Source organism: Pseudomonas sp. NPDC087185 (genome assembly GCF_044744955.1).
GTDB lineage: Bacteria > Pseudomonadota > Gammaproteobacteria > Pseudomonadales > Pseudomonadaceae > Aquipseudomonas.
The window spans coordinates 256,750-280,005 of the sequence record NZ_JBIUZK010000006.1 but is presented as its reverse complement, the minus strand read 5'-3'; the positions used below and the strand labels follow the sequence as shown (position 1 = coordinate 280,005).

The window sequence follows — 23,256 nt, the reverse complement described above, 5'->3', positions numbered from 1 at the left end:
CGCGTTTAAAGTGAGTTCAGGAACGCCAGCAGCGCAGCGCGCTGCTCGGCATCGAAGGTCAATACATGGTCGCGCGCCGCCTGCGCTTCGCCGCCGTGCCAGAGCACGGCTTCGAGCAGGTTGCGGGCGCGGCCGTCGTGCAGGTACTGGGTGTGGCCACTGACCGCTTCGGTCAGGCCAATGCCCCACAGAGGTGGGGTTCGCCAGTCCTGGCCGTTGGCGGCGAATTCGGTGCGCTCGTCGGCCAGGCCCGCGCCCATGTCATGCAGCAACAGGTCGCTGTAAGGGCGGATCACCTGGCCGGCCAGCTCGGGCTCGCTGGCGTCGGCGGCGGTGGTGAACTGTGGCGTGTGGCAGCCCTGGCAGCCGGCCTGGAAGAACAGGTTCTTACCGGCCAGTACCTGTGGCGCGCCGACATTGCGGCGGGCCGGCACGCCGAGGTTGCGGGTGTAGAAGGTCACCAGGCGCAGGATGTTGTCGCTGACTTCCTTTTCGCCGTGGGTACCGTCGCCATTGGGCGCGGCCAGGCAGTCGCGTTGCGCCGGGGTGCAATCGTCCTTGGGCTGCAGGGTGCTGGTCAGGCCCATGTCGCCGACGAAGGCATGCACGTTCTGCTGGTTGACATTGGGCTGCCCAGCCTTCCAACCGAAGCGGCCGACCACGGTCGTGCCCTGGGTGTCATCCCACACGCGGTTGGCCCGCCCGCGAATGCCATCGCGGTTGCGATCATCCGGGTCTTCGTTGGCCAGGAGGTCGGCTTCGGGGATGGCTTCGAGCAGGCCCAGCCCGATCATCGGCGGTGCCACGCGTGCGGAGAAACGGGTGTCGGGGTGCATCGGGCCGTAGCCGAGCTGGGTGATCTGCAGGGTCGGGCGTCGCAGTTCGACCTGGTGGCCGTCCTTGAAGGCAACGGTCTGGTTTGCGTAGGTCACGCGCACCTTGCCTTCGGGCGCCACGCCGGGGACGGCCATGTCCTGTAGCTGGGTGCCGTAGACCGGTTCAGGGACCACGCCCAGGCGCTCGATTTCCTTGGCCAGGTAAGGTTGGTCGGGGATCGACAGGCGCACCAGCATTGACACCGCGTTGCTGTCACCAGGCGCTGGCGGATGGCCACGGCCGTCGCGCACGTGGCAGTTCTGGCAGGCGTTGGTGTTGAACAGCGGGCCCAGGCCATCGCGGGCGGTGGTGGTGGACGGGGCGATCACCCAAGGGTTGCGAAAGAAGCTGTTGCCGACGGCAAAGTCCAGGCGCCGCTCGGGCGAGAGGTTGGCCGACGGCAGGGAAAAGGCGTTGCGGTCACTGCGTTGGACGGTCGCCTGGCCACCCGACAGCGCTTCGCCGGGCTCGGCCTGGGTGAAACGCGGGGCGTCGTCACAGGCGGCAAGGGCGAGGGCCAGCAGCAGAGGGGACAGTCGGGGCAGCGACAAGGACATGCAAAATCCTGGGCGAGGGCGAAAAACCGGCGTGTAAGCTTAGCAAAGTGGGGGAGTTTGAATAAGAGCAATTTGCAATTACTGGATGAAATTGGTGTCAGCACCGGCCCCATCGCCGGCAAGCCGGCTCCCACAGGTACTCCCCGGTTCTCATGGTCGTCGATGGGACACAGCAAGAAAAAAGGCGACCCGAAGGCCGCCTCTTTCAGAACACCCTTACTGCCGAATCAGAATTCGTGATCGGCAGTGTCCGGGTTCAGGTTGGCAATGCCCAGCTTGCCTGCGGCCTGCTCGATGGCACCGGTCTGCTTGACCAGGGAGGCGATGGCATCGCGCACGATCTGGTTGCCGGCAGCGTTGTCGGCAGCGATCAGCTGGTCGTAGTGCTCGCCTTTGAGTGCGTGGTCGACGATCACCTGGATCTTCGCCTCGGTGGCTTCCAGGTCGGCCTTGAGGGTCGCGTCGGCGGCCGGGTCGGCCTTGGCCACCAGCGACGACAGGCTCGGGCCGGTCAGCTGGGTGCCGTCGGCGCGGGTGTATTCGCCCAGGTAGACGTTACGGATGCCCTTGGCGTCGTAGAAGTGCGAGTAGTGGGTGTTGTCGCTGAAGCAGTCCTGCTCGTCTTCCGGCGAGTTGGCTTCCAGCGAGACTTTCATGCGCTCACCGGCCAGTTCGCCCAGCGACAGGCTACCCATGCCGAACAGCATCTTGCGCAGGCCGTCGGTCACCGGCTCGGCTTCCAGCGTGGCGCGGTAGTTGTCGGCGACGTTCGGCGCCCAGTTGCCGACCATCTCTTCGAGGTCCTTGACCAGCAGCTCGGTGACCGCCTTCAGGTAGGCACGACGACGGTCGTTGTGGCCACCGGTGGCGCCTTTGCCTTCGAGGTAGTCGGAGGCCGGGCGGTTGCCCGCGCCTGGGCCGGTGCCGTTGAGGTCCTGGCCCCAGAGCAGGAACTCGATGGCGTGGTAGCCGGTGGCGACGTTGGCTTCGGAACCGCCCAGCTCGTTCAGGCTGGCCAGTTTCTCAGGGGTGATGTCCTTGACATCGACCTTCTCTTCGCCGACCTGGATCTCGGTGTTGGCGATGATGTTGGCGCCGGCCGCCGGGTTGCCCAGGGCGTGCTCGTAGCTCTTGTCGACGTAGTCGATCAGGCCTTCGTCCAGGGGCCAGGCGTTCACCTGGCCTTCCCAGTCGTCGATGATGGTGTTGCCGAAGCGGAAGGCTTCGCTCTGCAGGTACGGAACGCGTGCGGCGGCCCAGGCGGCCTTGGCGGCTTTCAGGGTGTCGTCGTTGGGCGTTGCGAGGAACGCATCGATGGCGGTCTGCAGGGTCTTGGCGGTGCTCAGCGAGTCGCTGTACACGGCGTAGACCATATCGGCGTAATGCTTGACCACGGCCTTGCCGGCCGCTTCGTCGATAGCCCCAGGCGCCGCAGCGGTGGTGCTGGCGGCAGCCGGTGCCTGAGCTTGCGGGGCGGCGGCTTTGTCGTCCTTGCCCTCACCGCAGCCGGCGAGAGCGATGGCGATGGCCAGCAGACTGGCGGAGGCCAGAGGCATTCGAATCATTATTGGTTTCCCTGCGTCGTGTGGTTGGACAGTGCGCCGTGGCACGTGAAACCGCCACATCATGCGAAAGATTTGCATTTGCTGTAAAGGGGCCAGCACGCAATTCATGCAAATGCAGGTCACGGGTTGTAACCCGCAACGGCAGGGGTCAGAAGGCAGAAACCTGATTGCGCTGCGCTTGGCGCAGGAAACTGGTCAACTCGCGCGCCGACAGCGGCTTGCTGTAGTGGTAACCCTGACCTTCATGGCAACCCTGGGCGATGATGTAGGTCTCCTGCTCGGCGGTCTCCACGCCCTCGGCGATCACCTGCATCCCTAAGCTCTTGCCCAGCTGGATGATCGCCCGAACGATGGTGGCATCGTCGTCGTCGTCGAGCAGGTCCTGGACGAAGCTCTTATCGATCTTGATCTTGTCCAGCGGCAGCGATTTCAGGTAACTCAGCGACGAGTAGCCGGTGCCGAAGTCGTCGATGGCGATCATCGCCCCGGAGCGGCGCAGGCTCAGCAGGTGCTGGGCGGCGGTGCTGATATCTTCCATCAGGCCGGTTTCGGTGACTTCCAGTTCCAGGCTGCGCGGCGGCAGGCGGTAGGCCTGCAGCAGGTTGTTGACCACCCGCGGCAGTTCGTTGTGGTGCAGTTGTACGGTGGACAGATTGACCGCCATGCGCAGCTCGCTGAAACCCAGGTCGTGCCATTCGCGCAGCTGCCGGCAGGCCTGGTCGAGCACCCATTCGCCGATGGTGATGATGGAGCCGTTCTGCTCGGCCAGCGGGATGAACTGGTCGGGCGGGACCATGCCCAGATCCGGGTGCTGCCAGCGCAGCAGGGCTTCAACGCCGACCACGCGGTGGTCGCGGTAGCTGATCTGCGGCTGGTACACCAGGTACAGCTGGTTGCGCGACAAGGCTTCGCGCAGGTCTTTTTCCAGCTCGCGGCGGCGGCGCATCTCGCTGTCGACGCTGGCGATGTAGAACTGGTAGCGGTTGCGCGAGCGGGCCTTGGCCAGGGTCATGGTCTGCTCGGCTTTCTGCAGCAACTTCTCGGTGCTGTCGCCGTCTTCGGGGAACAGCGTGATGCCGATGGTGGCGCGCAGGCGGATCTGCTGATGGTCTAAACCGAACGGCACTTCCAGGTCGTCGAGGATGCTCTGGGCCAGTTCTGCGGCTTCGTAGGGTTGTTCGATGTTGGCCTGGACCAGGGCGAACTGGTCGCCCCCCAGACGCGCCAGTGCGCCCAGCCGGCCACTGTGGGCGCGCAGGCGGTCGGCCAGCGCTAGCAGCAGCTGGTCGCCGACCTGGTAGCTGAATTGCTCGTTGATGCCTTTGAAATCGTCCAGCCCCACGCACAGCACGGCCACGCGGTGTTGCAGGCGGCCGCCGTCGACCAGGATCTTGTCCAGTTGCGCCTGCAGCTGCTGGCGGTTCGGCAGGCCGGTGAGGAAGTCGTACTGGGCCATGCGCTGCAGGCTGTTCTCGGCCTCGTGGCGCAAGTGGGTATTGCGCTCGATCGAGGCCAGCAGCTGGTTGGCGGTATTGACCCAGATACCCAGTTCGTTTTTCTCGTGGCCCTTGAGCAGCGGGATCTGGTGTTGGCTGGGGCGGTCGGGGTTGATCTGGGTGAGGTGCTCGATGATCTTCGACAGCGGCTTGGTCAGCAGCCAGTGGTAGACCAGGTACAGCACCAGGCCCATGGCCAGGGCGCGCAACACGCCGGAAATGAAGATGATGATGGCGTTGATCAGGAAACCTTCACCGTAGGCGGCGGTGTCGAGGGTGATGCTGAGGTCGCCGTAGTACTCGCTGTAGGGGCCACGGCCGACCAGTTGGGTGGTGTAGGTGCGTTCCTGGCCGAGGATCAGGTCGGTCAACCAGCGCATGGGCGAGTCCTGCAGCGGGCGGGACTTTTCGGCGAGCATGGTTTCGTTGGGGTGGCCGATCGAGGCCTGGCGTACCGATTCGTCCTGGAACAGGCCTTCCATCACCTGCATGCCCATTTCCCGGTCGAGGCTGTAGACCGCCTGGGTGGAGGGGTCGCGGAACATGTCGAGAATACGCTGGGCGTCATTGTTGACGGCCTGGCGGGTCTTGTAGGTGTCGTAGACGATTTGCGCGCAACTAAGGACGACACCGACCGCCAGCGCCGAAAGGAGCACGACCCTGAGCAACTTGACCGATAAGCTGTTCCGCAATTCCAGCTTCAATGGGGTTTCCTTAATCCATGCGCATGGCATCATTTTGCCATCAACTTTGGCAATACACTATCGGCCGGTGGGGCTGTCCTGAGCAGTGTATCGGTTGCCTGACCCCGCAACTTGAGTGCGCTGTAGCGAACTTCCAGACGTTTGATGTTAGCGTGCTATACGGGGTGAGCAAGAGCCACAAGGAAAACTGTCGCTTGAACCCGCGTGGCATAAAAAAACCCGGCACATGGCCGGGTTTTTGTTCAGGGCGTGAATATTCAGGCCTTGAAGGTCTTGCCTTCGAACTGCTCGGCAACGAAGGCCCAGTTGACCAGGTTCCAGAACGCTTCGACGTACTTCGGACGCAGGTTGCGGTAGTCGATGTAGTAGGCGTGTTCCCAGACGTCGCAGGTCAGCAGCGGGGTGTCGCCGCTGGTCAGCGGGCAGCCGGCGCCGATGGTGCTGGCCAGGGCCAGGGAACCGTCGGCTTTCTTCACCAGCCAGCCCCAGCCGGAACCGAAGGTGCCAACCGAAGTCTTGGTGAACTCTTCCTTGAACTTGTCGAAGGAACCGAACGCGGCGTTGATGGCGTCGGCCAGGGCACCGGTCGGTTGGCCACCGGCGTTAGGGGCCAGGCAGTTCCAGTAGAAGGTGTGGTTCCAGACTTGAGCGGCGTTGTTGAAGATGCCGCCCGAAGAGCTCTTGACGATCTCTTCCAGGCTTTTGCCTTCGAATTCGGTGCCTGGGACCAGGTTGTTCAGGTTCACGACATAGGTGTTGTGGTGCTTGTCGTGGTGAAACTCCAGGGTTTCCTTGGAGATGTGCGGCTGCAGGGCATCGTGGGCGTACGGCAGCGGCGGCAATTCAAAAGCCATGGTGGATCTCCTGATTCAGGTCTAGTTCGCGGTTTGCGCAAGGCCGATCACGGGCGGCCCTATGTGCGTCGGCGAGTTTGTACTCTTTGCGACGCAAGGGCTGGATCATAGCACCAGCCCCGGCGCATAACCACGCAACAAAGATAGGGAATAGAGGTTCCAGAGCGGTTGGCTGGCGCCGACGGGTGGGCGTCAACTGAAGATCAGCTGCGCCGCCACGGCGAACATCATCACCGCCACCATCAGGTCGAGCATGCGCCAGGTGGCTGGACGTGCCAGCCAGGGCGCCAGCCAGGCGGCGCCGATCGCCAGGGTCGAAAACCACACCAGCGAGGCACTGGCGGCTCCGGCCACGTAGGCACCGGGCACGGTCTGCTGGGCGCCGAGCGAGCCGATCAGCAGCACGGTGTCCAGGTATACATGCGGGTTGAGCAGGGTGACCGCCAGGGCACTGAGCAGCACCGCGCGCCGTGAGCGCATGCCTTGGCCTTCCTGGTGTTGCAGGCTCTGCTTGGCGCAGGCGCTGCGCAGCGCCTTGGCGCCGTACCAGATCAGGAACACCGCGCCACCCCAGCGGGCAATTGCCAGCAATGTCGGGTTATGCGCCAGCACCGTGGCCAGGCCGAACACCCCGGCCGCCACCAGCAATGCGTCGCAGACGATGCACAGCGCCGCCACCGGCAGGTGATGCTCGCGGCGCAGGCTCTGCGCCAGGACGAAGGCGTTCTGTGCGCCGATGGCCATGATCAGGCCGAACGCGACCAGCATGCCGTTCAGATAGCTTTGCCACATGGCAGGTGCTCCCAGAAAGATCCGAAGTTGATGCTGGCCATTGTGGGGATCGGCCCTGTATAAGAAAAACAAATAAAGCTGATCAGGCATTAGGGAAATCGATGTTCGACTACAAGCTGCTGGCCGCCCTTGCGGCGGTGATCGAGCAAGGTGGCTTCGAGCGTGCCGCGCAAGTGCTGGGGCTGTCGCAATCGGCGATCTCCCAGCGCATCAAACTGCTTGAGGCGCGGGTCGGCCAGCCCGTGCTGGTGCGCGTCACGCCACCGAGCCCGACCGAGGTCGGTCGGCAGTTGCTCAACCATGTGCAGCAGGTGCGTTTGCTTGAGCGCGACCTGCAACGCCAGGTGCCGGCATTGGACGAGGAGGGCATGCCGGAGCGTCTGCGCATCGCGCTCAATGCCGACAGCCTGGCCACCTGGTGGGCGGGCGCGGTGGGCACCTTTTGCGCCGAGCAGCAGGTGCTCACCGACCTGGTGGTGGAAGACCAGGAGGTCGGCCTCAAGCGCATGCGTGCTGGCGAGGTGGCGGCTTGCCTGTGCGGCAGCGAGCGGCCGGTGGCCGGGGCGCGCAGCCTGCCGCTGGGCGCCATGCGCTACCGCGCGCTGGCCAGCCCGGGGTTCATGGCGCGGTATTTCCCGCAGGGGTTCGAGGCCAAGCGCCTGGCGCGTACACCGGCCATCGTGTATGGCCCGGATGATTTCCTGCAGCACCGTTACCTGGCTTCGCTGGGGATCGAGGACGGCTTCCTGCACCACCTGTGCCCGTCGTCCGAAGGCTTCCTGCGCATGACCGAGGCCGGCCTGGGGTGGGGGCTGGTACCCGAGCTGCAGGCCCGTGAGCAATTGGCGGAGGGCACACTGGTGGAAATATCTGCCGATACCCCTATCGACGTGCCGCTGTACTGGCATCATTGGCGCAATGGCGGGCACCTGCTCGCGCAACTGACCGAGCACCTGCGGCACACGGCACGGCATTGGCTGGTGCCGTTGTAGAAGCGGCCGGCGTCTGTTGCATCTGAAATCTGAGGCGGAGTGTTACATGCGAATTCTGGTCACTGGCGCGAGCGGCTTCATCGGCGGGCGCTTTGCGCGCTTTGCCCTGGAGCAGGGCCTGGACGTGCGGGTCAGCGGCCGGCGCGCCGAGGGCGTCGAGCACCTGGTCAAGCGCGGCGCGCAGTTCATTCCCGGCGACCTGGCGGATGCCGAGCTGGCCCGGCGCCTTTGTCAGGGTGTCGAGGCGGTGGTGCACTGCGCAGGTGCGGTGGGCACCTGGGGGCGCTACCAGGATTTTCACCAGGGTAATGTGGTGGTCACTGAGAACGTGGTCGAGGGTTGCCTGAAAGAGCATGTGCGGCGCCTGGTGCACCTGTCGTCGCCGTCGATCTACTTCAACGGTCGTTCGCGCCTGGATATCCGCGAAGACCAGGTGCCGCGCCGTTTCCACGACCATTACGGGCAGACCAAGTACCTCGCCGAGCAGAAGGTCTTCGGCGCCCAGGAATTTGGCCTTGAAGTGCTAGCGCTACGCCCGCGCTTCGTCACCGGTGCCGGCGATGCCAGTATCTTCCCGCGGCTGATGCAGATGCAGCGCAAGGGCCGTGTGGCGATCATCGGCAACGGCTTGAACAAGGTCGACTTCACCAGTGTGCACAACCTCAACGAAGCGCTGCTCAGCGCGCTGTTCGCCGACGACCGGGCGCTGGGCCAGGCCTACAACATCAGCAACGGCCAGCCGTTGCCGTTGTGGGACGTGGTCAACTACGTGATGCGCCAGATGCAACTGCCCCAGGTGACCCGCTATCGTTCCTACGGCCTGGCCTACAGCATGGCGGCGCTGAACGAGGCGGCCTGCATGCTCTGGCCCGGGCGACCCCAGCCGACCCTGTCGCGCCTGGGCATGCAGGTGATGAGCCGCGATTTCACCCTGGACATCAGCCGTGCGCGGCAATACCTGGACTACCAGCCCAAGGTCAGCCTGTGGACGGCGCTGGATGAATTCTGTGGTTGGTGGAAGCATCAGCCACTAGGCCAGTGAACCTGGCGCAGGGATGATGGTCATCAGTGCGCCGCACGAGCGGTTTATACTCATGTCTCTTTGCTACTACCGCGGTTGAATTAATCCATGCGCAACGATGCCCACGACGATTTCGATGATGTGCCAGCCCTGCGTGCCGGTACCCCTGATGATGACGAGCTGTTGCCAGCGCACGTGTCGCGCAGCCGACAGAAGGCCGCCAGGCCCGCCAGCACAGGCCCGCTGTGGGCGCTGCTGGGGGCCTCGTTCATTGCCTTGGCCGGGCTTGGCTGGTGGAGCTTTCAGCAGATCTCGCTGATGGAGCAGCAACTGGTGGCCACCCAGGAAAGCTTTGCGCGCATCAGCGAAGAAGCGGCAGGGCGCCTGCAGGCCATCAGCGGCAAGGTCGATGCCAGCGAGTCGACGACCAGCACCGGCAGTGAGGCGCTCAAGCTGCAGATCCGCCAGCTGCAGGCCAGCCTGGCCGAGCAGGGCAAGCAGCAGCAGGGTGTAGCGGGGCAGGCCGGTGACCTGGGCAAGCGCCTGGAGCAGGTGCTGGCCGATACCCGTGAGCAGCAGAAAGCCGTGACCGAACTGCAGGGTCAGTTGCAGGCGCAGTTGAAGGCCGTGAATGGCGAGCTGGCGGCGCTGAAGTCTGGCCAGGTCGATGGCGGCAAGCTCGACGGGCAGCTCAAGAGCCTGAGCGACGAGGTGGCGGCGCTGAAGAAACAAGGCAACCCGAAAGCGGCCATCGACAGCCTGGAGCAAGACATGCTGGTGTTGAAAAGCCAGGTCGAGAATCGCCCGGCGGCGGCGACGGCAAGCGGTGCTTCGGTACAGGAATTCGACGCGTTTCGCGGGCAGACCACGCGCAACCTCAACACCCTGCAAAGCCAGATCCAGAACCTGCAACAGCAAATCAACGCACGGCCCTGACATTACCTGAGCCCTTTTCGCGGGGTTACCCGCGAATGGGCCGCAAAGCGGCCCCAATGCTTTCAGTTAAAGCCGCGGGTAATCGATGTAGCCCACCGGCCCCTTGGCATAGAAGGTTTCCGGGTGCGCCTGGTTCAACGGCGCATCGGCCGCCAGCCGTGCCGGCAGGTCCGGGTTGGCAATGAACGGCACGCCAAACGCCACCGCATCTGCCTTGCCACTGGCCAAAGCGGCATTCGCGCTGGCCTTGTCGAAGCGCTCGTTGACGATGTACGGACCACCGAAGGCCTCTTTGATCAGCGCGCCGATGCTGTCGTCGGCTTGCTTCTCCCGCGAGCAGATGAAGGCGATGCCGCGCTTGCCCAGCTCCCGCGCCACATAGGTGAAGGTTTCGGCGCGGTTGGCGTCGCCCATGTCATGGGAATCGGCACGCGGCGCCAGGTGCACGCCGACACGGCCTGCCCCCCACACTTCGATGGCTGCGTCGGTCACTTCCAGCAGCAGGCGTGCACGGTTTTCCAGCGAGCCCCCGTAACGGTCGGTGCGCTGGTTGGTGCTGCTTTGCAAGAACTGGTCGAGCAGGTAACCGTTGGCGCCATGGATTTCCACACCATCGAAACCGGCAGCCTTGGCGTTTTCGGCACCGCTGCGGTAGGCCTCGACGATATCAGCGATTTCTTCGCTTTCCAGTGCGCGCGGGGTCGGGTACTCGGTGATCGGGCGCACTAGGCTGACGTGGCCCTTGGGCTGGATGGCGCTGGGCGCTACCGGCAACTCGCCGTTCAGGTAGCTGGGGTGCGAGATGCGGCCCACGTGCCACAGCTGCAGGAAGATCCGCCCGCCAGCGCCGTGCACGGCCTGGGTGACGTTGTGCCAGCCGCGCACCTGCTGATCGTTCCAGATGCCCGGGGTGTCGGGGTAGCCGACGCCCATCGCGGTTACCGAGGTCGCTTCGCTGAGGATCAAACCGGCGCTGGCGCGCTGCACGTAATACTCGGCCATCAGCGCGTTGGGAATGCGCCCTTCATCGGCGCGGCAGCGGGTCAACGGGGCCATGATGATGCGGTTGGGCAGTTGCACGTCGCCCAGGGTGATCGGATCGAAAAGCGTGGTCATAAGGGTTACCTGCTTTGTCAGAGTGCTTGGCGCAGTTGTTCGAGGAATGCCTGGATGGCGGCTTCGTTGCGTTTGAAGAAGTGCCACTGGCCGACCTTCTGGCTGCTGATCAACCCGGCGCGCTGCAGAGTCGCCAGGTGCGCAGAGACGGTCGATTGCGACAGGCCGCAGCGTTGGTCGATCTGCCCGGCACACACACCGTTTTCGGTGCTGTGGTGCTGGGCGGGGAAGTGCGCTGCCGGGTCCTTCAGCCAGTGGAGGATTTCTCGTCGGACCGGGTGGGCCAGGGCTTTTATTATTTCGTCGAGATCGAGAGGCATGGATATGGGCTCGTGGCGTAGCGGTATATCGCGATGAGACGAAATATAAATCGGTATTTCGCGATATAGAAATACGAAGGGGTTCTGAGCTGAGTACGAATCGCTATATCGCGTTATAACGATATACAGCTGCGCGGTGCTAGACTGCTCACATGAACTACCTCGCACACCTGCACCTGGGCGGCCCCGCGCCGCAACAACTGCTCGGCAGCCTGTATGGCGATTTTGTCAAAGGCTCGCTGGAGGGGCGCTTTGCCCCCGCGCTGGAGGCGGCCATCCGCTTGCACCGGCACATCGACAGCTATACCGATCGCCACCCGCTGGTATTGGCGGCGCTGGCAAGGTTTCCGCGCGAGCGCCGGCGCTTTGCCGGGATCGTGCTGGATGTATTCTTCGACCACTGCCTGGCGCGGCATTGGGGCGACTATGCCGAACAGCCGCTGGAGCAGTTCACGGGTTCGTTCTATCGCGTGTTGCTGGCGGAGCCCGAGCTGCCGGGAAGGCTGGCGCGGATTGCGCCGTTGATGGCCGCGGATGACTGGCTGGGGGCGTATGGCGATTTCGCCATGCTGGAGCAGGTGTTCAACGGTATCGGGCGGCGATTGTCACGTCCGGAAGGCATGGTTGGAGTGCTGGGTGAGCTGGAGCGGCTGTATGAGCCGTTGCTGGCGGATTTTCGTGAGTTCTATCCGCAGTTGCAGGCGTTTGCCGCAGAGCAGAGGGCTGGCTGATAACGGTGTGTGACAGTGTTGGCCCTTTCGCGGGTACTCCACTGAGTTTGAGAACAGTAGGGTACCCGCGAAAGGCCGGAGCAGTCAGCTCATGATCAAGCAGCCCGAGGCTGTCGCAGCGGCACCTGTTCAACCTCTTCAAGCCCGAACAGCGCCATGTGAATCGCCTGCTGCGCCTGAAACGCCAACGCCGCGCGCTCCTTGTCCACACTGCTGACCGGCGGCAGCAGGTGAATGCACACCGCCCCCCGCGGTTCGGCAAACAGCCGCATCAGGTGCGACACCAGATCATCATCGCCAATGAACGGCGCAATCGGGTCAGGCTCGCCGTTACGCAAATACTGGATGGCGACCGGCTGCACTGCCACGCCCTGATCGATGGCGCCCGCCAGCAAACGGCCGTGAAAGGTCCGCAACTGCCGCCCATCGGTGGTGGTGCCTTCGGGGAAAATCAGCAGCGGCCGGGCGTCACCCAGTTGCTCGCTGATCTGCTCGCGCAAGCGCTGGCTGTCGCCGCCACCGCGGCGGATGAACAATGTGCCGGCCTTTTCCGCCAGCCAGCCGGCCAGCGGCCAGTGGCGCACTTCGGCCTTGGACAGGAACGACAGCGGTTGCAGCATGCCGAGCAGCGGGATATCGGTCCATGACACATGGTTGCTGACCCACAGCATCGGCCGTTTGGGCAGCGTGCCGATCACCCGCACCTCGAACGGCAGGGCTGCCACCAGGCGTTTCATGAACAGGCAGGTCCAGCGCTGGCGGCGCTCGATGGAAGCCTTCAGGCCCAGGCGTTCGCCAACCGCGATGACGCTGGCCATTAGCATGCCGAACAGTAAAATCAGCAGCAGCCTGGCGAGGCGGGCGTACACCCGCGGCTTGAGCATCAGACCGCCGCCTTGAAGTGACGGGCGTAGCGCGGGCACAGGTCGTCGCGCTTGAGCAGGATGAACACGTCGGCGACCTGGAAGTCCTCGTCCCAACAGGGCTCGCCACAAATCTTCGCCCCCAGGCGCATGTAAGCCTTGAGCAGCGGCGGCATTTCGGCAATGACGTTGCTCGGCAGGGCCAGTGTCGGCAGGGGGTTCTTCGGTTCGGCGCGCAGGTGCTCGGTGCACAGGTAGCGCTCGCGCAGGCGCTGCATGACGGCGTGGGCCTGCACACCGCCATCTTGCATGGGGATGCTGGCGCAGCCCATCAGGTAACTGTAGCGGCCTTCGTTGAGGACCTCGGCCAACTCGCCCCAGAGCACGGCGATGGTGCCGCCGTTGCGGTAGTCGGCGGCGACGCAGGTGCGGCCCAGTTCGAGGATCGGGCCCTGCAGTTGCAGCAGGCCGTGCAGGCTGAATTCTTCTTCACTGTAGAAGCGCCCCAGGCTGCTGGCGGCCTGGTGGTCCAGCAGGCGGGTGGTGGCGACCAGTTCGCCGGTGCTCAGGTCGCGCACGCCGATGTGCTGGCAGTGTACGTCGTAGTCATCCATGTCCAGGCCCTGTTCGGCGCCCTTGAGTTTGGCCTTGAATTGCGCGCTGAACACTTTGTAGCGCAGGGCCTGTGCTTCCTGCAGGGCCGCGGCGCCGACCAGGCGTTCGGCTTGCAGACGGCGTTCAGTGCTGTTGTCGCCAGGGCGAGCGATCCGAGTCATTGCGAGTCTCCATAAGCCAGCCATGAAGGGTTGCGGCCGGTCGGCTTTGTTGTGCAAAGTCAGCCTAGGTAGGCGCGGTGTCACCCCTGTGAATCTTTGGTGATGCTTGCGTGACACCCCCGACAAGCGCCGATCAAAGGAGCGTCCGATGGCCTGGTTGCAACGACTCAACGATCCCCTTCGCCAGCCCCTGGCCGGCACCCTGGGCGAAGCCTATGCCGCGCAACGCGAGCACCTCGGCGCAGTCGCCCCGTTTGAACTGGCGGTACTGGGCGGGCGCGCCATGGCGACGCCTGGGCTGGCGTTTCTCATCGGCTACCAGGCCGCCCTGCGCATGCTCTGGCCCAGCGCGCCGGCAAGCCTCGGCGCGCTGTGCGCCACCGAGCGGCGCAGCGTGCGCCCGGCCGATATGCACACACGCCTGGAGGGTTTGCGCCTGACCGGCAGCAAGGATTTCGTCACCGCCGGGCTGGACGCCGAATGGCTGCTGGTGGCGGCGCGCTGCGAAGGGCCGGGTGAGGCGCCACGGCTCAACCTGGCGGTGGTCTATCCGGGAGAGCCGGGGGTAACCCTGGAGGCATTGCCAACCCTGCCGTTGATGCCCGAGATCGGCCACGGGCGGCTGCAATTGCAGCAGGCGGCCTGCGAGCTGCTGGCCGGCGATGGCTGGGATGCCTACGTCAAACCGTTCCGCTCGCTGGAAGACTTGTATGTACTCGCGGCGATGGTGGCCTGGTTGTACGGCGTGGGACAGGAGTGCGGCTGGCCGCAAGCGCTGCGGCTGCGCCTCATCAGTTTGCTGGCGGGCTGTGCCGAGGCCAGCCGCCAGTGTGCCGACAGTGTCGGCTGCCATTTGTTGCTGGGCGGTTTGTTCGCGCAGTTTCAGGCATTGAAAGGGGACATCGACACGGCGTTGCTGGCGGGGCCGGCGCAGTGGGCGCAGCTGTGGCAGCGGGACCAAGGGGTGATGGCGCTGGCTAGCGCTGCCCGGGACAAGCGCTTGGCCAAGGCCTGGAGCGCTGCGGGATTGTCATGAACGCCTGCCAGGATTGTTAGCACCGTTCAATCCTGGGGTCGCTCACGATGAAGGCATGCTGGCTCATCCTGGTCATGGCTGCTGGCTCGGCCAGGGCCGAGACCTGGCCCCTACCGGATTGGCCGGTCGACACTGTCGCCAGCGATTGGCAGGCCGTCGACAGCTATGCCTTTCCCGAGCGCGATGCCCGCGAGCGCAGTGGTATCCGCAGCGACGCCTTGCTGGTCATCCGCGACGGTCGCATCCTTCACGAACGCTACGCCGCACCCACCACGGCCAATACCGCCCACCTCACCTGGTCGGTGAGCAAAAGCGTGCTGGCCACGGTGCTCGGCGTGGCCCAGGGCGAGGGGTACTTCCAGCTGCAGGACCCTGCCGCGCGCTTCTACCCACCGATGCAGGCGCACCGTGATGTGCGCCTGGCCGACCTGCTGCACTGGGCCAGTGGCCTGGCGTGGCAGGAAGGCTACGAATACGCGCCGCTGAAATCCTCGGTCGTGGCCATGCTCTACACCCGTGGCCGCAATGACATGGCGGCTTATAGCGCGGCACGCCCGGCTGCCGAAAAGCCCGGCCAGCGGTTTCTGTATTCCAGTGGTGACACCAATGTGCTGGCCGCCGCGTTGCGCGGCATGCTCGACCCCGGCGCCTATGCCGATTACCCCTGGCAGGCGCTGTTCACGCCGCTGGGTATCGACAGTGCTGTGTGGGAACGCGATGGCACCGGCACCTTCGTCGGCTCTTCGTACCTCTACCTCAGCGCCCGTGACCTGGCGCGTATCGGCCTGTTGATGCAGCGCGAAGGGCGCTGGCGTGATCGTCAGTTGTTGCCGGCCAGTTGGGTAGCGTTCAACCGAACCCTGTTCAGCCAGGCCCAGGCCATGCCCGGTGAAGCCAACCCTGGCGGCCATTGGTGGCTCAACCAGCCGCTGCAAGGCAGTGCAACGCCCTGGCCCGATGCGCCGACGGACACGTATGCCGCCCTCGGCCACTGGGGCCAGGCCCTCTACATTCTGCCGACACAGAAGCTGGTTATCGTCCGCTATGCCGATGACCGCGATGGCAGCTACAGCCACAACGAGCTGCTCAAACGCGTGCTGGCAGCGCTGCCCAAGGGGGGCGCATGAAGCGTCTGCTGTTACTGATGATCGTCGCCCTGCTGGGCTGGGCCTGGTTTGAGCGCCAGGCCTTGGCTGACTTCCCAGGCATCCTCTCGGCCTATTCGGCCAAGGCGTACTGTTCGTGCCGTTTCGTCATGGGGTTCGACGAGGCGTATTGCCAAGGTTACGTGAAGCAGTGGCTGCCACTGAGCGCGCTGGAAGAAGACAGCCAGCAACGCCTGGTCAGCGCCACCGGCCTCGGCCAGCGCCATCAGGCGGTGTGGCAGTCCACGCGGGCGGGCTGCCGCTTGCTGCCATGAAGGCGGGCGGGTAAGGTTGGCGGTCTGGTTTCACGAGATCTGTCATGTTCAAGCTGCCCCGTCTTCTGCCCGCCCTACTGCTGGCTTTATGCCTGCCTGCCCACGCCAATTGGCACCTCGATGGCGAGTCTTCACGCCTGTCATTCGTCACCGGTAAAAACGGCGATACGGCCGAGGTCCACCGTTTTCTCGTGCTGCATGGCAGCGTCGACCGCAAGGGTGTGGCCGGGCTGCGTATCGAGATGGACTCGGTCAGCAGCGGCATCCCGCTGCGCGACGAGCGCATGCGTGACGACCTGTTCGAGGTCGGCCGCTTCGCCGAGGCGACGGTCAAGGCCCAGCTCGACCTTCGGCCGATCAACGACCTGGCCGACGGCGCGCAGATCGAACTGCGCCTGCCGCTGACCGTCACCCTGCACGGCCAGTCGCACAGCTACAACGCCCTGCTGCTGGCCACCCGCCTGGATGCGCGGCGTTTCCAGGTGGTGACCCTCGAACCGTTGATAGTGCGTGCGCAGGACTTTAGCCTGCTGCCCGGGCTGGAAACCCTGCGCAAATTCGCCAAGCTCAAGTCCATCAACCCGACGGTACCGGTCAATGCGGTGCTGATCTTCAACGCGCGCTGACATGCCAGGGCCGGTCTTCCCTTGGCGGGATGGCAACCAGTTCGAGCTGCTGATCGACGGGCCTGAATTTTTTCCGCGCATGCTGCAGATCATCGAGCATGCCGAGCGCCAGGTCGACCTGGAGCTGTACCTGGTCGAAGCCGGTGCCTGTGCCGAGGCGGTGGTCGAGGCATTGGCGCAGGCAGCCCGGCGCGGAGTGCGCGTGCGCTGCCTGTTCGACGATTACGGTTCGCTGGCCTTCAATACCGCCTTGCGCCAACGCCTGCTGGACGCTGGCGTATACCTGCGCTGGTACAACCGCCTGCGCTGGCGCCGCGGGCTGCGCAACCTGTATCGCGACCACCGCAAGCTGCTGCTGGTGGACGAGCACTGGGCGGTGGTCGGTGGCACCGGTGTCACCGACGAGTTCTGGACGCCGGGTGAAGCCACCAGCGAGTGGCACGAGGTGATGGTGCAGATGCAGGGCCCGTTGGTTGGTGACTGGCAACTGCTGTTCGATCGCCAATGGCAGGCCAACAACCGCCGCACGGCCTGGCGCCCTCCTGAAGGCTTCGGCCTGCCACGCCTGCCCAAGGTGCCGGCGCAGGGGCAGGGCATGGGCCGGGTGGCCTATGCCGACGCCCGCCAACACCGCGACATCCTGCATTCGCTGGTGCGTGCGCTTAACAGTGGCAAGCAACGTGTGTGGTTGGCCACGCCGTATTTTCTGCCGACCTGGAGCGTACGTCGCTCATTGCGCCGGGCGGCGGGCAAAGGCGTAGATGTACGCCTGCTGCTGACCGGCCCGCGTACCGATCACCCCTCGGTACGTTACGCGGGCCACCGCTACTACCCCCGCCTGCTGCGTGCGGGTGTACGCATTTTCGAGTACCAGCCGTGCTTCCTGCACCTGAAGATGGCCGTGGTGGACGACTGGGTCAGTATCGGCTCGTGCAATTTCGATCACTGGAACCTGCGCTTCAACCTCGAGGCCAACGTCGAGGCGCTGGACCCGCCGTTGACGTCAGCCGTGGTGGCCAGTTTCGAGCGCGACTTCGCCTTGAGCGAGGAAGTCGACCTGGATCACTGGCACGCCCGGCCATTATGGCGTCGTGTGAAGCAGCGGGTGTGGGGCTGGCTGGACCGGCTGGTGGTCAACCTGCTCGATCGCCGCGACTGAAACACCCAAGCAGGCTATCGTGCAGTGATTGTTCCCCTACAACCGAAGGAGTGGATGCGATGACGGCGAAGAAGATTCTCATGCTGGTAGGCGACTACGTCGAGGATTACGAGGCGATGGTGCCGTTCCAGGCCTTGAGCATGGTCGGCCACACCGTGCATGCAGTCTGCCCGGAGAAAATTGCCGGGCAGACCGTGCGCACGGCGATCCATGATTTCGAGGGTGAGCAGACCTACAGCGAGAAGCCTGGGCACAACTTTGCATTGAACTATGACTTCGTCCAGGTACGCCCGGAAAGCTACGATGCCTTGCTGATTCCGGGTGGCCGGGCCCCGGAGTATCTGCGCCTGAATGAGAAGGTGCTGGACCTGGTCAGGGCCTTCGATCAGGCCGGCAAACCGATTGCCGCGGTGTGCCATGGCGCGCAGTTGCTGGCGGCTGCCGGGGTGCTCGAAGGGCGCGAGTGCAGCGCCTACCCGGCGTGTGCGCCGGAAGTGCGCCTGGCCGGCGGCACGTTCATCGATATTGCGGTGGACCAGGCACATGTGGATGGCAACCTGGTCACCGCGCCAGCGTGGCCTGCGCATCCAGCATGGCTGGCAGCGTTCCTCAAGGTGCTTGGTACGCGTATCGCCTGACCTGGCCTCTTCGCGAGCCAGTGCAGGTTCACGCGACCTGTTCGACCCAGTCATTGAGGTTGTAGTAATTGCTCACCCGGGCAATCTTCCCGCAGTGGATGTAGAAGAACGCCCCTGCCGGCAGCACATAGGTCTGCCCGTTGGCTGCCGGCAAGCCTTCATCATCGGCCACATATTCCCCATGCACGGTGAACTCCGCCGCCGCGCGGCTGCCATCGGCGTTCTGCATCACCACGATATCGGCCAGGCGCTCGCGGTAGCAGCGGTTCATCTTGTTCATGAACGCGGCGAACCTGGCCTTGCCCATCTGCCGTTCGCCCTGGTTGATATCGTGGATCACGTCTTCGCTGAGCAGGGCCAGAAACCCCGGCATGTCACCGGCGTTGAAGGCGGCGTAGTAAGCATTTACCAGTTCGGTAGCGGTCATGGAACAATACCTGTCGTGTAGGGAAAAGGCGGTGTGTTGGTTCGGATGATAGGGTTTCCCCTCAAGCCCGGCTTAGCCGAGCGCGTCATCCACATCGACAAAACGACCGCCAAGCATGGAAATACGCCTGTTGCACGGCGCCGCTATCGCGCCTTACATCGATGACCTCGCTCGCTTGCGCCTGACCGTGTTTCGCGAGTTTCCCTACCTCTACGACGGCACGCCCGTGTACGAAGCTGAGTATCTGGCCAGCTATGCCCGCTCCGGGCGCAGCCTGGTGGTACTGGCCCTGGATGATGGCAAGGTGGTCGGAGCCTCCACTGGCTTGCCGCTGGTGGACGGTGCGCCCGAGTTCCAGCAGCCGTTCCTGGCCCAGGGCCGCGACCCGGCCAGTGTCTATTATTTCGGTGAGTCGCTGGTGCTGCCCGAGTACCGTGGCCGCGGCCTGGGCGTACGCTTCTTCATCGAGCGAGAGTCCTATGCACACAAGTTGGCCGAGTTCGACTACTGTGCGTTCTGCGCCGTCGAGCGGCCGGGTGTGCACCCGAGGCGGCCGGCTGATTACAAACCCTTGCAAGGGTTCTGGCGCAACCGCGGCTTCCTGCACGACCCCTCATTGCGCACCACCTATGCCTGGCGCGACTTGGACGAGCAGCAAAGCAGTGACAAGCTCATGTCGTTCTGGCTCAAGGAACTGCCGGTATGATCCGTGTGGCGGCCTGCCAGTACGCCATCGAGTTGCATGCAACCTGGGACGCCTACGCCGACCATCTGCAAGGTCTTTGCGCCGAAGCTGCAGCGGCGGGCGCTCAGCTGTTGCTGCTGCCGGAATACGCTGGGCTGGTACTCAGTGGCCAGTTGCCGGCCGAGCAGCGTGGTGACCTCAAGGCCTCCATCGCCGGTATCCAGCCACTTATCGCGCCTTGGCTGGCGTTGTGCGAAGCCATGGCGCGGCGCTGGGGTGTTTACCTGCAACCGGGCAGCGTGCCAGTGCTGGACCACGATGGGCGCTACCGCAACCGCGCCTGGCTGTTCGGCCCTGACGGGATTCTGGGGCATCAGGACAAGTTGATGATGACCCGTTTCGAGCGTGAGCAGTGGAACATCGCGGCGGGCCAGGGGCTGAAGGTGTTCGATACCGAACTGGGGCGCCTGGGCATTCTGATCTGCTATGACAATGAGTTCCCGATGCTGGCGCGGCAGTTGGCCGAAGCGGGCGTTGACCTGATCCTGGCCCCTAGTTGTACCGATACCGAAGCCGGCTACCACCGTGTGCGCATCGGCGCGCAGGCGAGGGCATTGGAAAACCAGATTGCAGTGTTGCAGAGCCCGACCGTGGGCTTGGCGCCGTGGTCGCCAGCACTGGATGAAAACATCGGGCGTGCGGGGCTGTTCGTGCCGCCGGATCACGGCATGCCGAGCAATGGGGTCATTGCCGAGAGCGGGCAACTGAGCCCGATGAGCAGCCAGTGGCTGGTGTGCGATGTCGACTTGGCTGAGGTGCGACGGGTGCGGGAAGAGGGGCAGGTGTTCACTCGGCGCGATTGGCCAGAGCAGTTCGAACGGATCCTTTGAAAAAGCGGCGGCCCCTTCGCGGGTTTAACCGGGAAAGGGCCGCCGCTGTTACACCTGTCTTACTTCACTTCTACCGCGAGGCTTTCGGCAATCTTGCTCTGCCACAGCGCAGGGCCGGTGATGTGCACCGACTCACCGTTGCTGTCCACCGCGACGGTGACCGGCATGTCCTTTACGTCGAACTCGTAGATCGCTTCCATGCCCAGCTCGGCGAAGGCCAGGACCTTCGACTTGCGGATGGCCTGGGCCACCAGGTAGGCGGCGCCGCCGACGGCCATCAGGTAGACGGCCTTGTTGTCCTTGATCGCTTCGATCGCGGTCGGGCCGCGCTCGGACTTGCCGATCATGCCCAGCAGGCCGGTTTGCTCAAGGATCTGGCGGGTGAACTTGTCCATGCGGGTCGCGGTGGTCGGGCCGGCTGGGCCTACCACTTCGTCACCGACCGGGTCGACCGGGCCGACGTAGTAGATGAAGCGGCCTTTGAGGTCCACCGGCAGCTCTTCGCCACGGTTGAGCATCTCGACCATGCGCTTGTGCGCGGCATCGCGGCCGGTGAGCATCTTGCCGTTGAGCAGGATGGTCTCGCCCGGCTTCCAGCTGGCGACTTCTTCCGGGGTGATGTCGTCGAGGTTGACGCGGCGGGCGCTTGGGCCGGCTTCCCAGACGATTTCCGGGTAGGCGTCCAGCGACGGCGCTTCCAGCTCGGCAGGGCCCGAGCCGTCCAGCACAAAGTGCGCGTGGCGGGTGGCGGCGCAGTTCGGGATCATGCACACCGGCAGCGAGGCGGCGTGGGTCGGGTAGTCCATGATCTTGACGTCGAGCACGGTGGTCAGGCCGCCCAGGCCCTGGGCACCGATGCCCAGCTGGTTGACCTTCTCGAACAGCTCCAGGCGGATCTCTTCGAGGCGGTTCTGCGGGCCACGGGCTTTCAGCTCGTGGATGTCGATGGACTCCATCAACACTTCCTTGGCCATCACTGCGGCCTTCTCGGCGGTACCGCCGATGCCGATGCCGAGCATGCCAGGCGGGCACCAGCCAGCGCCCATGGTCGGCACGGTCTTCAGTACCCAGTCGACGATCGAGTCGGACGGGTTGAGCATGGCCATCTTCGACTTGTTCTCGGAACCGCCGCCCTTGGCCGCGACGTCCACTTCGACCTTGTCGCCAGGGACGATCGAGTAGTGAATGACAGCCGGGGTGTTGTCCTTGGTGTTCTTGCGGGCACCGGCCGGGTCGGCCAGGATCGACGCACGCAGGACGTTTTCAGGCAGGTTGTAGGCGCGACGCACACCTTCGTTGATCATGTCGTCGACGCTCAGGGTGGCGCCGTCCCAGCGCACGTCCATACCGACGCGCACGAACACGGTGACAATACCGGTGTCCTGGCAGATCGGGCGGTGGCCGGTGGCGCACATGCGCGAGTTGATCAGGATCTGGGCGATGGAGTCGCGCGCGGCAGGCGACTCTTCACGCAGGTAGGCCTCGTGCATCGCCTGGATGAAGTCGACGGGGTGGTAGTACGAGATGAATTGCAGGGCGTCGGCGACGCTCTGAATCAGGTCGTCTTGCTTGATCACGGTCATGCAGCGCGCTCCTCTTAAAGACGGGAACATTCGTAAAGGCCTTCCGACACTGCACACCGGTGTGTCGAAACGCCTGGCAAGGCGTCGGCAGGTCAGGCCGACGTAAAAAGGCGCGGCAGTATAGCGCGCCTGTGGCGGCGAAACACCTGCGTGTGGTCTGGACCATGGTCGGCAGCGGGCGGGCATCCTTTTTGCTGCCGATGCCGGCTTGCCTTAGAGTGGCGCTGTAGACCCGGAGACGTATGACCATGCCTGAACTCAGTGTCGGCGAGCGCCGCTGGACGGTGCCCAATGGCAGCAACCTGCTCGATGCCTTGAACGAGGCGGGGTTGAATGTGCCCTACAGCTGCCGCGCCGGCAGTTGTCACGCTTGCCTGGTGCATTGCCTGGACGGTCAGCTGGCGGATGCCTTGCCCGAAGCGCTGGCACTGGAAAAACACGCACAGGGTTGGCGCCTGGCCTGCCAGTGCCGGGTAGTGGGCGACGTGCGCGTGGCCGTGTTCGACCCGCTGCAGGAGGGCATTCCCGCGCAGGTCTGTGGATTGGACTGGATCGGTGATGTCGTGCGCTTGCGCCTGCGGCCCGAGCGGGCGCTGCGTTACCAGGCTGGCCAGCATGTGGTGTTGTGGAACGGATCGGTCGCGCGGCCCTATTCCCTGGCAAGCCTGCCGGGTGAAGATGATTTTCTCGAATTTCATATCGACTGCCAGCAGCCAGGGGCTTTTTGCGACGGAGCCCGAGGGCTGCAGGTCGGCGACGTGCTGCGCCTGGGCGAGCTCAGAGGCGGGGCGCTGCATTACGACCCCGACTGGCAGGCGCGACCGCTCTGGTTGCTGGCGGCGGGTACAGGGCTTGCGCCATTGTGGGGCATCTTGCGCGAGGCGTTGCGGCAGGGGCATCGGGGTGAAATCAGGTTGATGCATGTGGCGCGTGACCACGCAGGGCATTACCTGGCCGAGACGTTGGAGGCGATTGAAGGGGTGGCGGTCGAGCGGGTGCTGGCTGAGCAGATGGATGAAGCGCTGGCGGCATTGCGGCCGTCATCACGGCAAACCGTGGCGCTGCTGTGTGGCTCGGCAGTGAGTGTCGAGCGGTTTGCGCGGCGGCTGTTTATTGCGGGGGTGCCGAGGAATCAGGTGTTTGCCGATGTATTTGTCGAGCATGCATGAAAAGGGACCGCAAAGCGGCCCCTT

At 64.4% G+C, this 23,256-nt stretch carries 24 protein-coding genes; 13 read left to right on the top strand and 11 right to left on the bottom strand.

Features of this window, described 5'->3' with window-relative positions; all coding sequences use genetic code 11:
• Positions 1-5: 5 nt before the first annotated feature.
• The 5 genes from ACIPIJ_RS21455 to ACIPIJ_RS21435 form a co-directional block, all read right to left on the bottom strand.
• Positions 6-1,433 carry a di-heme oxidoredictase family protein gene (locus ACIPIJ_RS21455; protein WP_401080293.1) on the bottom strand — a complete coding sequence of 476 codons (1,428 nt, stop codon included), beginning with the start codon at positions 1,431-1,433 and terminating at the stop codon, positions 6-8.
• A gap of 227 nt (positions 1,434-1,660) precedes the next feature.
• Positions 1,661-2,998 carry an imelysin family protein gene (locus tag ACIPIJ_RS21450; RefSeq protein ID WP_401080291.1) on the bottom strand — a complete coding sequence of 446 codons (1,338 nt, stop codon included), beginning with the start codon at positions 2,996-2,998 and terminating at the stop codon, positions 1,661-1,663.
• A gap of 148 nt (positions 2,999-3,146) precedes the next feature.
• A complete protein-coding gene (locus tag ACIPIJ_RS21445) occupies positions 3,147-5,198 on the bottom strand; it encodes a putative bifunctional diguanylate cyclase/phosphodiesterase (RefSeq protein ID WP_401080289.1) in 2,052 nt (683 codons plus the stop codon).
• 257 nt (positions 5,199-5,455) lie between these two features.
• Positions 5,456-6,052, bottom strand: coding sequence for a superoxide dismutase (locus tag ACIPIJ_RS21440; RefSeq protein ID WP_401080287.1), 597 nt, complete (start codon positions 6,050-6,052; stop codon positions 5,456-5,458).
• A gap of 192 nt (positions 6,053-6,244) precedes the next feature.
• Positions 6,245-6,844: a LysE/ArgO family amino acid transporter gene (locus tag ACIPIJ_RS21435; RefSeq protein ID WP_401080285.1), complete on the bottom strand. Its 600-nt coding sequence runs from the start codon at positions 6,842-6,844 to the stop codon at positions 6,245-6,247.
• Positions 6,845-6,945: 101 nt separating this feature from the next.
• Between ACIPIJ_RS21435 and ACIPIJ_RS21430 the strand changes: the two genes are divergently transcribed.
• The 3 genes from ACIPIJ_RS21430 to ACIPIJ_RS21420 all read left to right on the top strand — a co-directional run bounded on the left by ACIPIJ_RS21430 (position 6,946) and on the right by ACIPIJ_RS21420 (position 9,793).
• On the top strand, positions 6,946-7,836 hold the full coding sequence (locus ACIPIJ_RS21430; protein WP_401080283.1) for a LysR family transcriptional regulator ArgP: 891 nt from the start codon (positions 6,946-6,948) through the stop codon (positions 7,834-7,836).
• 46 nt (positions 7,837-7,882) lie between these two features.
• The gene (locus tag ACIPIJ_RS21425; RefSeq protein WP_401080281.1) at positions 7,883-8,878 is read left to right on the top strand and encodes an NAD-dependent epimerase/dehydratase family protein; all 996 of its coding nucleotides are present in this window, start codon (positions 7,883-7,885) and stop codon (positions 8,876-8,878) included.
• An 87-nt stretch (positions 8,879-8,965) separates the two neighbouring features.
• On the top strand, positions 8,966-9,793 hold the full coding sequence (locus ACIPIJ_RS21420; RefSeq protein WP_401080279.1) for an ATPase: 828 nt from the start codon (positions 8,966-8,968) through the stop codon (positions 9,791-9,793).
• Between the two features lie 66 nt (positions 9,794-9,859).
• Here the strand turns inward: ACIPIJ_RS21420 and ACIPIJ_RS21415 are convergent, their stop codons facing one another.
• Positions 9,860-10,909: an alkene reductase gene (locus tag ACIPIJ_RS21415; protein WP_401080278.1), complete on the bottom strand. Its 1,050-nt coding sequence runs from the start codon at positions 10,907-10,909 to the stop codon at positions 9,860-9,862.
• 17 nt (positions 10,910-10,926) lie between these two features.
• Positions 10,927-11,229, bottom strand: a complete 303-nt coding sequence (locus ACIPIJ_RS21410; protein ID WP_401080276.1) for an ArsR/SmtB family transcription factor — start codon at positions 11,227-11,229, stop codon at positions 10,927-10,929.
• Positions 11,230-11,381: 152 nt separating this feature from the next.
• Between ACIPIJ_RS21410 and ACIPIJ_RS21405 the strand changes: the two genes are divergently transcribed.
• Positions 11,382-11,960, top strand: a complete 579-nt coding sequence (locus tag ACIPIJ_RS21405; RefSeq protein WP_401080274.1) for an ACP phosphodiesterase — start codon at positions 11,382-11,384, stop codon at positions 11,958-11,960.
• A 95-nt stretch (positions 11,961-12,055) separates the two neighbouring features.
• Here ACIPIJ_RS21405 and ACIPIJ_RS21400 read toward each other — a convergent pair whose 3' ends face one another.
• Together ACIPIJ_RS21400 and olsB are read right to left on the bottom strand one after the other, a co-directional pair.
• Positions 12,056-12,844, bottom strand: a complete 789-nt coding sequence (locus tag ACIPIJ_RS21400) for a lysophospholipid acyltransferase family protein (RefSeq protein WP_401080272.1) — start codon at positions 12,842-12,844, stop codon at positions 12,056-12,058.
• Positions 12,844-13,599 carry an L-ornithine N(alpha)-acyltransferase gene (gene olsB, locus ACIPIJ_RS21395; RefSeq protein WP_401080270.1) on the bottom strand — a complete coding sequence of 252 codons (756 nt, stop codon included), beginning with the start codon at positions 13,597-13,599 and terminating at the stop codon, positions 12,844-12,846. Before olsB ends, ACIPIJ_RS21400 begins: the two co-directional genes overlap by 1 nt.
• Positions 13,600-13,747: 148 nt before the next feature.
• On the opposite strand from olsB, the gene ACIPIJ_RS21390 reads away from it, so the two are divergent.
• The 6 genes from ACIPIJ_RS21390 to ACIPIJ_RS21365 are packed head-to-tail and all read left to right on the top strand — an operon-like array spanning position 13,748 to position 18,478.
• The gene (locus ACIPIJ_RS21390) at positions 13,748-14,635 is read left to right on the top strand and encodes an acyl-CoA dehydrogenase (protein ID WP_401080268.1); all 888 of its coding nucleotides are present in this window, start codon (positions 13,748-13,750) and stop codon (positions 14,633-14,635) included.
• A 47-nt stretch (positions 14,636-14,682) separates the two neighbouring features.
• A complete protein-coding gene (locus ACIPIJ_RS21385) occupies positions 14,683-15,762 on the top strand; it encodes a serine hydrolase domain-containing protein (protein ID WP_401080266.1) in 1,080 nt (359 codons plus the stop codon).
• Positions 15,759-16,055, top strand: a complete 297-nt coding sequence (locus ACIPIJ_RS21380) for an amidase (protein ID WP_401080264.1) — start codon at positions 15,759-15,761, stop codon at positions 16,053-16,055. Before ACIPIJ_RS21385 ends, ACIPIJ_RS21380 begins: the two co-directional genes overlap by 4 nt.
• A gap of 44 nt (positions 16,056-16,099) precedes the next feature.
• Positions 16,100-16,681, top strand: coding sequence for a YceI family protein (locus tag ACIPIJ_RS21375; RefSeq protein ID WP_401080262.1), 582 nt, complete (start codon positions 16,100-16,102; stop codon positions 16,679-16,681).
• A 1-nt stretch (position 16,682) separates the two neighbouring features.
• Positions 16,683-17,840: a phosphatidylserine/phosphatidylglycerophosphate/cardiolipin synthase family protein gene (locus tag ACIPIJ_RS21370; protein WP_401080260.1), complete on the top strand. Its 1,158-nt coding sequence runs from the start codon at positions 16,683-16,685 to the stop codon at positions 17,838-17,840.
• 59 nt (positions 17,841-17,899) lie between these two features.
• A complete protein-coding gene (locus tag ACIPIJ_RS21365; protein WP_401080258.1) occupies positions 17,900-18,478 on the top strand; it encodes a DJ-1/PfpI family protein in 579 nt (192 codons plus the stop codon).
• Between the two features lie 28 nt (positions 18,479-18,506).
• Here ACIPIJ_RS21365 and ACIPIJ_RS21360 read toward each other — a convergent pair whose 3' ends face one another.
• Positions 18,507-18,905: a nuclear transport factor 2 family protein gene (locus tag ACIPIJ_RS21360; RefSeq protein WP_401080256.1), complete on the bottom strand. Its 399-nt coding sequence runs from the start codon at positions 18,903-18,905 to the stop codon at positions 18,507-18,509.
• A 115-nt stretch (positions 18,906-19,020) separates the two neighbouring features.
• Between ACIPIJ_RS21360 and ACIPIJ_RS21355 the strand changes: the two genes are divergently transcribed.
• Together ACIPIJ_RS21355 and ACIPIJ_RS21350 are read left to right on the top strand one after the other, a co-directional pair.
• Entirely contained in the window at positions 19,021-19,611 is a 591-nt protein-coding gene (locus tag ACIPIJ_RS21355) for a GNAT family N-acetyltransferase (protein WP_401080255.1), read from the top strand.
• Positions 19,608-20,480, top strand: a complete 873-nt coding sequence (locus ACIPIJ_RS21350; RefSeq protein ID WP_401080253.1) for a carbon-nitrogen hydrolase family protein — start codon at positions 19,608-19,610, stop codon at positions 20,478-20,480. The genes ACIPIJ_RS21355 and ACIPIJ_RS21350 overlap by 4 nt, the downstream gene beginning before the upstream one ends.
• 59 nt (positions 20,481-20,539) lie before the next feature.
• Here ACIPIJ_RS21350 and ACIPIJ_RS21345 read toward each other — a convergent pair whose 3' ends face one another.
• Complete coding sequence (locus ACIPIJ_RS21345) at positions 20,540-22,063, bottom strand: fumarate hydratase (RefSeq protein ID WP_016498103.1); 1,524 nt, start codon at positions 22,061-22,063, stop codon at positions 20,540-20,542.
• 248 nt (positions 22,064-22,311) lie between these two features.
• On the opposite strand from ACIPIJ_RS21345, the gene ACIPIJ_RS21340 reads away from it, so the two are divergent.
• Complete coding sequence (locus ACIPIJ_RS21340; RefSeq protein WP_401080251.1) at positions 22,312-23,232, top strand: iron-sulfur-binding ferredoxin reductase; 921 nt, start codon at positions 22,312-22,314, stop codon at positions 23,230-23,232.
• The last annotated feature ends 24 nt before the right edge of the window (positions 23,233-23,256 follow it).